The sequence below is a fragment of the Nocardioides sp. genome (assembly GCF_036493135.1).
GTDB lineage: Bacteria > Actinomycetota > Actinomycetes > Propionibacteriales > Nocardioidaceae > Nocardioides.
Genome location: NZ_DASXQG010000026.1, coordinates 1 through 9,195 on the forward strand (window position 1 = coordinate 1; position 9,195 = coordinate 9,195).

The window sequence follows — 9,195 nt, forward strand, 5'->3', positions numbered from 1 at the left end:
GGTGCGCGACCGGGTCAAGGGTGAGGTCGCCGACGATCACCGACGGCTGGTCGGGATCGGTGCGGCTCCGGCGATAGAGAGCCCGCAGGCGCGACAACAGCTCCTCGAGCTCATAGGGCTTCTTGAGGTAGTCGTCGGCACCGCCTTCCAGTCCGGCGACGAGGTCCTGGGTCGTGCTGCGGGCGGTGAGCATCAGCACCGGCGTGTTGATGCCGAGGGACCGCATCCGACGGCACACCGTCAGGCCGTCCATCGTCGGCAGCATCCAGTCCAGAAGGAGGACGTCGACCGGCTGCGCGTTGAGCGCATCGGCGTCGGTGGCCGCATGGAACGCGTCACCGCCGTCGTGGTGGAGTACGACGGTCCACCCTGCTTCGGTCAGGGACTGCTCGAGGACTTCGGCGAGCCGGGCGTCGTCCTCGGCGACAAGGACTCGCATCGGAGCACCTTTCCGTGCCGACTGGGGCCGTCCTCTGGTTGCTGGAGGCTCAGCGCGGAGGCTGTGATCGTAGCCGGGCCCGCCGGGACGCCCTCGGGCCGAGAACCCACCCGCCGTGTCAGGCCCGCCAAGGGTAGCCGTAGCGGTGGAGGAGCGGCCACGTACTGGTCGTCACCAGCATTCGGTCGCGACGGCTCATGGCCGTCTTCCACTCCTCGTCGACCCGGATGCGCACCGAGCCGACCGTGAACCGGCTCGGGTTGCCGGCGACGATGTGGTTGGGCCGCAGTCGCACGGTGCCGGCGTCCTCGAAGGGCGGCCGACCGGGCACGCCCATCATCGAGAGCAACTCGTCCATCGACTCGACCGGCTGGGCGCAGAAGTCCTCGTACCGCAGCCGCTTCCAGTGGTCGGGCGACACGTGACGATGCACCGCCTCGGTGCCGAGGGCGTTGGCGACCCAGCGTCGTACCGTCGCGGGCAGCTTGCGAGTACCCATCGTGCGGGTCTCCTCGCCGACCGAGAAGGACTTGGCGCGCCGCCACGAGTGGGCCACGGCCCGAGGATCGCGGAGCATGTGCAGCACGTAGTGGTCGATGCCCGGGACCTGCGCCATCACGGCCGCATCCAGTGGTCGCTTGGAGGTGTCGATGACGACGCCGGCGCCACTCGCCTCCGCGAAGCTGCGCACGACCAGGCCGGTCACGTGGCGGACCAGGCGCAGGGCCGGGTCTTCATCGCCTCCCCCAGCGCCGCGCAGCACTCGCAGGCGGTGCCGCGTCTCGTCGAGCCGCTGCTGTGCGGCGACGATCGACTGCACGGTCGGCAGTACGCCGTCCGGGCCGGGCGTCGAGAGGCAGGCCTCGATCACCTTCGACCACACCGGGCACGTGGCCGGCTTCTCGCCGCATCCGCACGGTCGCCCGTCGAGAACCCCACGCTCCCAAAGCCAACGGATCTCGCCCGCGCTGGCACACCCCGGCACCTCGCCGAGGATGCTGGCGAGCACCGTGGTGCCACTGCGCCCAGCGCCCACCACGGACAAGACAGTGACCGGTCTGGTCGATGCTGCCACTCCGCCCCCTCGAAGTACGGACCGAGAGGTCCGTGCGCCGGCTTGTCGGCGGAGGCTAACCACGGAACATGAACTGACGATGAAGGCCCGAGGACGCCTATCGGGCGGCGGCGGCGCTCCGTGCGGCCGTGCCGTCCCGGGCTGCTCCCGCATCGACACGTCCTCACTCGGGGGCGAGCAGTTCGTGGACAACCGGTTCACTCGACGAGTGCGCCGACGAACCCCGGAGGCACCGCCGTGGGGTTGGATGTCTTCCGTGACCGATCGCCCAGCCGACGTCGTCGTGATCGGAGCCGGGGTCATCGGCTCCTCGATCGCCTTCGAGCTGTCCCGCGACGGACATCGGGTCGTGGTCGTCGACAAGGCCGGCGGCGTCGGGCACGGCTCGACCAGTGCCTCCAGCGCGATCGTCCGCTTCAACTACTCCACGTGGGCCGGCGTGGCGCTTGCCTGGGAGTCCCTGCATGCCTGGCGCGACTGGCAGGGTCACCTCGGTGGGCGAGGAGGAGCCGTGCCGGCGACCTTCCGGCGTACGGGGATGCTGGTCGTGCCCGCCGACTCGGCGCGCTTCGCACAGACCACCGGGCTCTTCGATCGCGCGGGGGTGTCCTGGGAGCGCTGGACCGCCGACGACATCTCCCGCCGCGCCCCGGCACTCGATCCCGGCGCCTTCGGCCCACCCCGACCGGTCGACTCGGACGAGTTCCTCGCACCGGCGCACGGCGAGGTCGACGGGCTCTGGACACCGGAGGCCGGGTACGTCGACGACCCGCAGCTCGCTGCCGCGAACCTCGCTACTGCGGCCGAGGCGCACGGTGCCCGCTACCTCCTTCGGCGGACGGTCACCGCGCTGAGCCGCGAGGAGCCCGGTTGGCGCGTGGGGACCCCCGATGGTGATCTCGTGGCCGAGGTGGTCGTGAACGCCGCGGGGCCGTGGTCGGGCCGCATCAACGCCCTCGCCGGGGTCGAGGTCGACTTCCGCGTCTCGACACGGCCGATGCGGCAGGAGGTGCACCAGGTCGCGGCACCCAGGGAGTACGCCGGTGACGCGGCCGTCGCGCTCGCCGACGTCGATCTCGGGACCTACCTCCGTCCGGCCGGCGACGGCCATCTGCTCGTGGGCGGGATCGAGCCCGAGTGCGACCCGCTGGAGTGGGTCGACGACCCGGACGCGGTCGACCCCCGTCCGACGGCGGCCGGCTTCCGGACCCAGGTCACGCGTGCCGCACGCCGGATGCCCGACCTGCGGGTGCCGAGCCGGCCCAGCGGCGTCGTCGGCGTGTACGACGTCGCCGACGACTGGACGCCCATCTACGACCGCACCGGCGCACCCGGCTACTTCGTCGCGATCGGCACGAGTGGTAACCAGTTCAAGAACGCGCCCCTCGTGGGCCGGCTGATGGCCACCCTCATCGCCGCGGTGCGCGACGGGCACGACCACGACCGTGACCCCGTGCAGCTGCGCCTCCCACGCACGGGACACACGATCGACCTGGGCACGTTCTCGCGCTTGCGTACCGCTTCGGGCGACTCACCGAGCAGCGTGCTGGGCTGACGCCCGAGCTCACAGCTGCAGGATCGCGGCGGCGACGAGGTAGGCGCCGGACACCGTCTCCGGGTCGTGTAGATCCCCGGGGCTCTCCAACACCGCCCGGGAGCGTGACCGCACCGCTGCGCCGGGATCGCCCGCACAGAGGTCGATGCACAGACCGGCGACCACGGCACTCGCGTCGTGATCGTCAAGACCGTCCAGGGCGAGGCCGTTGTGGAGCAGGGTCGCCGCCTCGAGGAACACCTCACGCGCCAGCTCCAGGTCCACCTCGGGCCGTTCCCGGGCCACTGCCTCGGCCGTCGCCAGGAGCTGGTCGAACGGTGGGTCAACGGCGCTCGTCATGGCGCGAGCGTCTCAGCGCGCCCGCGCCCCGGCAAACGAATTCGGGCTCGTCGCCGACGAGGAGCGGAAGCGCCTGGAACGCGACCTGCACCACGGCGCCCAGCAGCGGCTGGTCTCGATCGGCCTCGCGTTCCGGCACGCACAGCACGAGCTCGCCGGGCCATCCCGACCGGGCGCGCCGGACGGCGCCGTCGTGGATGGCGGGTGCGGCCATCCGCCCTTGCCGGTCGGATCAGGAGGTGATCCGAGACGACGCCAAGAACGCGGTCAAGGTGTCGAGCATTGCGCCTGGCGCCTGCTCGGCGACCCAGTGGCCGGCGCCCGGGATGACCGCGGTCTGCACGCCTGGGGCGGCGGGACGCATCCCGTCGGCGACGTGCTCGGCCCAGCTGTTCACTCCGCCGATCCCGAGCACCGGGATGGTCAGCTTGCTCTTCTGGCGTTCCACGTTCTGGCCCAGGTGGGTGTCCCAGGCGCGGTAGAGCCCGAAGCTGGCTCTCAGGGTGTCCCGGTCGCGGGTGTACAGGCGGACGTAATAGTTGATGGCGTACTCCGGCAGTGTCGCGCCACCGCCTTGGATGGAGTACTCGTAGCGGAAGTAGGCGTCCGCGTTGCTCTTGACCATGTCGACGATCAGCTCGTCGTTGACCCGGTTGAACGGGAGGCGCCAGAGCTTGTTGTTCAAGAACTCGGGGACGAACATCGGCGGGGGTGGCGGCTGTGTGGGGTCCGGCTGCACTCCGGGCGGGCCCGGAACCTCGGCCACGGCGAGGCTGGTGACCCGGTCACGATGGTCGGCGGCCAGCGCGTAGGAGATCACCATCCCGGTGTCGTGCCCAACAACCCCGAAACGCTCGTGGCCGAGCTGGGTCATCAGGGCGGCGAGGTCCCTGGCGAGGGTGGCCGAGTCGTACCCGCCGGCGGCCTTGTCGGTCAGACCGATGCCGAGCTGGTCGACGCCATGCCGGCTGTCCCGGCGGGCCGGCCGGGGCGGCGCCGTGCTCCGCTACCTAGGCGAGCCGGTGGCGATCCAGTCGCCGAGGTGACGGACGACGGGGGCGGTGAGCTGGTGGCCGCCGGGCTGACGTTGCGCGAGGGTGGTGGCGCCGGACTCGGACAGCAGGTAGTCCCAGGTCCGGTCGAGCAGCTCGCGGGGGATGACGTTGTCGTCCTCGCCCTGGGCCACGAACACGGGCAGGTTGGCCAGCCGTCCGGGGCCCGTGGCGAGGCCGGCGTCGAAGGGGAGGGTGCCGTAGAGGATGGCCGCGCCGGCGTACCGCGTGGGGTCGTCGAGCACCAGACCACCCGCAAAGGCGGCGCCGCCGCTGAACCCGACGAGGATGACCGGCCGTTCCGCCGGGGCGGCCTCGTCCAGCCAGGTGCGGAACCAGTCCATGGTGGCGCGCAGGGAGCCGGCGACCGGGCGTCCGATGCCGCGGTTGGCGAACCAGGCGTAGCCACCACCCTCCGCGATCGGGGCCCGGACCGCGGCGTACTCCGGTCCGGCCGGCAGGTGCGCGGCCACGTCGAGGATCTCGCGCTCCGTCGATCCGCGGCCGTGCAGCAGCACGACGAGCGGCGCCTCCGAGTCGCGACGACGGGCGGCGGGAACGTGTCCGTGGTCATGAGACGTGCACCGGAACGAGCTCGGCAGCGGTGCCGACCCCGGCCCACCGGCGTACCTCTTCGGGGAGGTCGAGCCGGTCGACGGGGGCGGCGTTCTCGTAGTCGCCCCAGTAGGCCTTGGGCAGCATCCACATCACCTCGAACTCGTTTCCGTCCGGGTCCTTGCCGTAGACGCTCTTGGTCGCACCGTGGCTGGACTCGCCGGTGAAGGCGTCGAGGTCGGCCAGCGTGAGCCGCGCCTGCTCGAGCTCCTCGATCGTGTCCACCTGCCAAGCGAGGTGGTAGAGGCCCAGGGCGCCGCGCGGACGCGGTGACTGCGCGCCGACTCCGAAGAGGCCGAGGTCGTGGTGGTTGCCCGATCGGGGCAGCCGCAGGAACGCGGCGTTCGCGCGAGGCTCCCGCGCCATGACCGTCATGCCGAACGCCTCGGAGTAGAACGAGACGCTCCGCTCCAGGTCGGCCACGAAGAGCACGGCGTGGTTGAGACGGACGGCGTTGACGGTCATGGTGCGCTTCCTTTCTTGGGATGTGATGTGGAGAGGGTCAGGCGACGACGCCGAAGCCGCCGGTCCAGGAGACCTTCTCGTTGGCGGCCAGGGTGAGCTGCAGGAAGCCGACGGCCTCGAGCTCGCGGGCCCGCTTCAGGGAGCCGGCGTCGATCGCGTTGAGCCCGCCGGAGGTCACGATGCCCGCCAGGGTGGACTTGGCGTCCGTGTCGTCGCCGGCGATCAGCACCGTAGTGCTCATCGGGCCGACGGTGCCGGCGGCCAGGGTGCCCGCGAAGGTGGTGTTGAACGCCTTCAGCACGCGTGAGCTGGGCAGCGCGGCGGCGATCTCGGCCGCCGACGAGCTGTCGGCGGGCACGACGAGGGAGTCGAAAGTCTCGAAGTTCAGCGGGTTGGTGATGTCGACGACGATCTTGCCGGCGAGCTGCTCACCACGCTGGGCGATGACGTTGCTGACCGCCGGGTAGGGGACGGCGAGGACGACGATGTCGCCGGTCACCGCGGTGTCGACGTCGTTCTCACCGAGCTGCTGAACGCTGTGCCCGCCCTTGGCTGCGATGGAGGCGATGGCCTGGCCCATGTTGCCGGTGCCGAGGATGGAGAGGTTCGTCATGGGGTGCTCCTAGATGAGTGATTTGGTTGTCGTTTCAACTAACACTCTACACGTTTTAGTTGTTCCGTCAACTAAAGGCTAGGCTGTGTGCATGGAACCTGAATGGCTGAGCTCGGACGAGCGGGCGGCGTGGCTGCGACTGGTGGCGGTCGTCGAGCTGCTCCCCGGCGTGCTCGACGCCCAGTTGCGTTCAGAGTCGGCGCTGACGCACTTCGAGTACTTCGTCCTCGCGATGTTGTCGGAGGCGCCGGAGCGCACGCTGCGGATGACGTCCCTGGCCCAGCGCTCCAACGCCACGCTGCCACGGCTCTCGCACGTCGTACGACGCCTCGAGGATCGGGGGCTGGTGGAGCGTCACCCATGCCCCGAGGACGGTCGCGCCACCAACGCCAGGCTCACCCAGGCGGGCTGGGACGCCGTTGTCGCCGCCGCTCCCGGACACGTCAACACCGTGCGCCGCAACGTCCTGGACGCGCTCACGCCCCGACAGCTGGAGCAGCTGCGCGGCATCGGAGATGCACTGCTGGAGCGACTCGATCCGAACGGACGCATGACCGGGTTGTACGACCCCGACAGCAAGTAGCGGGTCCCGGACTGCCCGGTCACCCACTCCGCGAGCTTCGCGCCGATCACCCGGTCTCCACGTGCACGGTGCGTCCTCACCGCACTGATCCGTTTCGGTCACACTGACGGGAACGACTCGTGAGAGGTTGGTGAGGCACCGGTGTGGGTGGCCGAGGCGCCCAGTGTGGGCGTTGTCGGCATGGGAGGTATCAAGCGCCCTTCGACGACGTGTGCGCAGATCGGCTACTCGGTTCACGTTGACTATTGGGGCCGTGGGTTGGGGACGCAGATCGCTTGTTGGCTCACAGGTCTCTCTTTTGCTGACTCTGCTGTGGAACGGGTGCAGGGGACCTGCGACCCGCGCAACGTTGCTTCGGGGTCTGTGCTGCGGCGGGTTGTGGGTTCGCCTTCGAGGGCACCTTGCGGCATTCGGTTCGACTGCGCGACGGATGGCGAGATTCCGAGGCCGATGGGCTGCTCTGAGTCAGCGCGCGCGTCGGTAGTGCATCGCGACCGCGCCGTTGTGGAGCGGTTTCGCCGAGAGCAGATCGAGCCGTCGCGTGCTGGGCAGCCCGCTCTGGTAGAGGGTCGGGCCGTGGCCGGCGATCCTGGGGTGGACGAGGAACTGGTACTCGTCGATCAGATCCAGCCGATCCAGCTCGGTCGCGAGCTTGCCGCTACCGAGGAGAACGCCGGCCGGGGTCACGTCCTTGAGCTCTTTCACGCCCGTGTGCAAGTCGCCGGTGATGTGATGGCTGTTGGTCCACGAGAAGTCCGTTCGCGTCGACGACACGACGTACTTCGGCTTGGCCTCCAGCTTGACCGCCCACTCTCGTATCGCCGGCGGCGCCTCCTCGTCGCCGCGGGCGACTGCCGGCCAGTAGCTCTCCATCATCTCGTAGGTGACGCGGCCCCACAGCATCGCGCCGCCCTCGTCCATGAGGCGGGTGAAGAAGGCGTGTGTCTCGTCGTCAGCGATTCCCTCTTGGTGGTCGACGCAGCCGTCCAGGGTGACGTTGATGCTGAAGGTCAAGAGTCCCATCCGGCGAGCGTAGAGCCATGCAATCGCATCGTTCGCGGATGTCTGGCGTCTGCGATCGGCTCCTCCTCCGCGGCAACTGCTGCCTACGCGGTCGGCAACAGCCATGTCCACTGAGCCCCCCTCGGCACGGTGTTCGTGGGGAAGAGCGCGTCCGCCGCTCACGGTGAGCGTGCGAACGGGCGGGCCGAGCCCGAGGGTCTGGCTCAGACGCGGCGTTGGGACCCTGTGAGAAGGCGGCGGTGGGCGCGACGTACGACGGAACGGGACCCCGTCGTGGACTACTCCTCGGTCAGGAGAGCGGTCCTGCTTCGATGCGGCTGCCGGGCGACGAGACCCGGGCAGAGAGCGGCGGCGCGGACGTGCACGCGAAGCCGGTGGCCGCGACCCAGATGAGGAAGAGACCCGCTCCCAGGGTGTAGTTCATGGTTCCTCCGGCGGCCGCGAAGCCGTGCCTTCCGGTGATGGTCAGGGTCTCGACCGCCTGCTCGATCGCGAAGGCGATGCTCAGGTAGCCGTACCAACGCGGGAAGATGCGGATCCTGAGCGCGGCCATCGCCACGGGGACGGCCATCAGCAGGTCGGCGACGGTGAGGGTGGGTGTGAAGTAGGCGGCGATGCCGGCCAGGACTGTGAGCGTGTCCGGCGGCGTGGTCCCGGCATGGGCGGAGAGGCCGGCGTCGAACCACAGCTCGATCGTAGTCGCCGCCATGAAGCTAGCGACTCCCAGCAGGAACACGTCGCGCCCGATGCCGGCCAGCCGCTCCCGCACGGTGGACATCAGGACCGCGAGGGGAAGGAGCGAGACTGCGATGAGCCACACCACGGTTCGGATGGAGTCGGACTCGCCGCGGTAGTAGTTGCTGACGCCCATGGGTGTGGAGTCGATGGCTGGTGGCGCCGGCGCGATGACGAGCCCACCGATCACCAGGATGCAGTACGTCGCGGCGACGGCGGCGGGCCAGTGACGCCAGCGGGAACTCATTCCTCCCCACTTCCCGGCGGTGTGAGGGCACCGGCCTGGAGCATGGATCGCAGATCGTCACGCACCGCCCAGTGCTCGACCACTTTGCCGTCCCTGAGCCGGAAGCGGTGTGCCTGGGCGAAGTCGACGGTCCGGCCGGTGGGAGGTAGCGGGCCACGGCCGGTGGGAGTGCCGGTTGAGCGAATCCAGGCGACCGCCTGGTCTCCATCGGCGAGGAGGTGCTCGATCGTGACGTGCAGGTCCGGCAGGTTGGCGCGCAGCCAGGTCACGGTGACGGCGATCTCGTCCGGACCGAAGAGCCTCCCTTCGATCGGCCACTGGGAGGTGTCGAACGGCGCCGGCGCGTGGTTGCGACAGTCCTCGCGTGGATCTCGTCGTACGCCCCGACCTGACCGGTGTTGAATGCTGCAAACCATTGCTCGACGACTGCCTTGGCAGACTCCCTCATGACTTG

12 protein-coding genes and 2 pseudogenes are annotated in these 9,195 nt (G+C 69.8%); 3 read left to right on the forward strand and 11 right to left on the reverse strand.

Annotated elements, in window-relative coordinates:
• On the reverse strand, positions 1–439 hold a 439-nt coding region (locus tag VGJ24_RS04085), incomplete at its 3' end, for a response regulator transcription factor (RefSeq protein WP_331499218.1).
• A 118-nt stretch (positions 440–557) separates the two neighbouring features.
• Positions 558–1,478, reverse strand: a complete 921-nt coding sequence (locus VGJ24_RS04090; RefSeq protein ID WP_331499219.1) for a sulfotransferase — start codon at positions 1,476–1,478, stop codon at positions 558–560.
• Between the two features lie 292 nt (positions 1,479–1,770).
• On the opposite strand from VGJ24_RS04090, the gene VGJ24_RS04095 reads away from it, so the two are divergent.
• Positions 1,771–3,069, forward strand: a complete 1,299-nt coding sequence (locus VGJ24_RS04095) for an FAD-dependent oxidoreductase (protein WP_331499220.1) — start codon at positions 1,771–1,773, stop codon at positions 3,067–3,069.
• A gap of 9 nt (positions 3,070–3,078) precedes the next feature.
• On the opposite strand, the gene VGJ24_RS04100 is transcribed toward VGJ24_RS04095, so the two are convergent.
• The 6 genes and pseudogenes from VGJ24_RS04100 to VGJ24_RS04125 all read right to left on the reverse strand — a co-directional run bounded on the left by VGJ24_RS04100 (position 3,079) and on the right by VGJ24_RS04125 (position 6,153).
• Positions 3,079–3,408: a hypothetical protein gene (locus VGJ24_RS04100; RefSeq protein WP_331499221.1), complete on the reverse strand. Its 330-nt coding sequence runs from the start codon at positions 3,406–3,408 to the stop codon at positions 3,079–3,081.
• Complete coding sequence (locus tag VGJ24_RS04105) at positions 3,392–3,622, reverse strand: hypothetical protein (RefSeq protein ID WP_331499222.1); 231 nt, start codon at positions 3,620–3,622, stop codon at positions 3,392–3,394. Before VGJ24_RS04105 ends, VGJ24_RS04100 begins: the two co-directional genes overlap by 17 nt.
• A gap of 18 nt (positions 3,623–3,640) precedes the next feature.
• Positions 3,641–4,360 (reverse strand): annotated as a pseudogene (locus tag VGJ24_RS04110) (alpha/beta fold hydrolase); the annotation flags it as partial.
• Positions 4,361–4,414: 54 nt separating this feature from the next.
• Positions 4,415–5,062, reverse strand: a complete 648-nt coding sequence (locus VGJ24_RS04115) for a serine esterase (protein ID WP_331499229.1) — start codon at positions 5,060–5,062, stop codon at positions 4,415–4,417.
• Positions 5,031–5,540 (reverse strand): VOC family protein, encoded by a 510-nt coding sequence (locus VGJ24_RS04120; protein WP_331499223.1) that lies wholly within the window; start codon positions 5,538–5,540, stop codon positions 5,031–5,033. The genes VGJ24_RS04115 and VGJ24_RS04120 overlap by 32 nt, the downstream gene beginning before the upstream one ends.
• 37 nt (positions 5,541–5,577) lie before the next feature.
• Positions 5,578–6,153, reverse strand: coding sequence for an NADPH-dependent F420 reductase (locus VGJ24_RS04125; protein WP_331499224.1), 576 nt, complete (start codon positions 6,151–6,153; stop codon positions 5,578–5,580).
• Positions 6,154–6,244: 91 nt separating this feature from the next.
• On the opposite strand from VGJ24_RS04125, the gene VGJ24_RS04130 reads away from it, so the two are divergent.
• Positions 6,245–6,736 carry a MarR family winged helix-turn-helix transcriptional regulator gene (locus VGJ24_RS04130; RefSeq protein ID WP_331499225.1) on the forward strand — a complete coding sequence of 164 codons (492 nt, stop codon included), beginning with the start codon at positions 6,245–6,247 and terminating at the stop codon, positions 6,734–6,736.
• A 147-nt stretch (positions 6,737–6,883) separates the two neighbouring features.
• A pseudogene (locus VGJ24_RS19595) lies at positions 6,884–7,099 on the forward strand (GNAT family N-acetyltransferase); the annotation flags it as partial.
• A gap of 102 nt (positions 7,100–7,201) precedes the next feature.
• On the opposite strand, the gene VGJ24_RS04135 reads toward VGJ24_RS19595, so the two are convergent.
• The 3 genes from VGJ24_RS04135 to VGJ24_RS04145 form a co-directional block, all read right to left on the reverse strand.
• On the reverse strand, positions 7,202–7,759 hold the full coding sequence (locus VGJ24_RS04135; protein ID WP_331499226.1) for a dihydrofolate reductase family protein: 558 nt from the start codon (positions 7,757–7,759) through the stop codon (positions 7,202–7,204).
• Between the two features lie 289 nt (positions 7,760–8,048).
• Entirely contained in the window at positions 8,049–8,741 is a 693-nt protein-coding gene (locus tag VGJ24_RS04140) for a hypothetical protein (RefSeq protein WP_331499227.1), read from the reverse strand.
• Positions 8,738–9,195 (reverse strand): ester cyclase (locus tag VGJ24_RS04145; protein ID WP_331499228.1); only part of this gene is annotated, 458 nt, incomplete at its 5' end. The genes VGJ24_RS04145 and VGJ24_RS04140, both read right to left, overlap by 4 nt.

Bases quoted from the DNA above. Each gene is read 5' to 3' on its own strand.
- VGJ24_RS04100 (WP_331499221.1), bottom strand. From the start codon at position 3,408: ATGACGAGCGCCGTTGACCCACCGTTCGACCAGCTCCTGGCGACGGCC.
- VGJ24_RS04105 (WP_331499222.1), bottom strand. From the start codon at position 3,622: ATGGCCGCACCCGCCATCCACGACGGCGCCGTCCGGCGCGCCCGGTCG.
- VGJ24_RS04120 (WP_331499223.1), bottom strand. From the start codon at position 5,540: ATGACCGTCAACGCCGTCCGTCTCAACCACGCCGTGCTCTTCGTGGCC.
- VGJ24_RS04125 (WP_331499224.1), bottom strand. From the start codon at position 6,153: ATGACGAACCTCTCCATCCTCGGCACCGGCAACATGGGCCAGGCCATC.
- VGJ24_RS04130 (WP_331499225.1), top strand. From the start codon at position 6,245: ATGGAACCTGAATGGCTGAGCTCGGACGAGCGGGCGGCGTGGCTGCGA.
- VGJ24_RS04135 (WP_331499226.1), bottom strand. From the start codon at position 7,759: ATGGGACTCTTGACCTTCAGCATCAACGTCACCCTGGACGGCTGCGTC.
- VGJ24_RS04140 (WP_331499227.1), bottom strand. From the start codon at position 8,741: ATGAGTTCCCGCTGGCGTCACTGGCCCGCCGCCGTCGCCGCGACGTAC.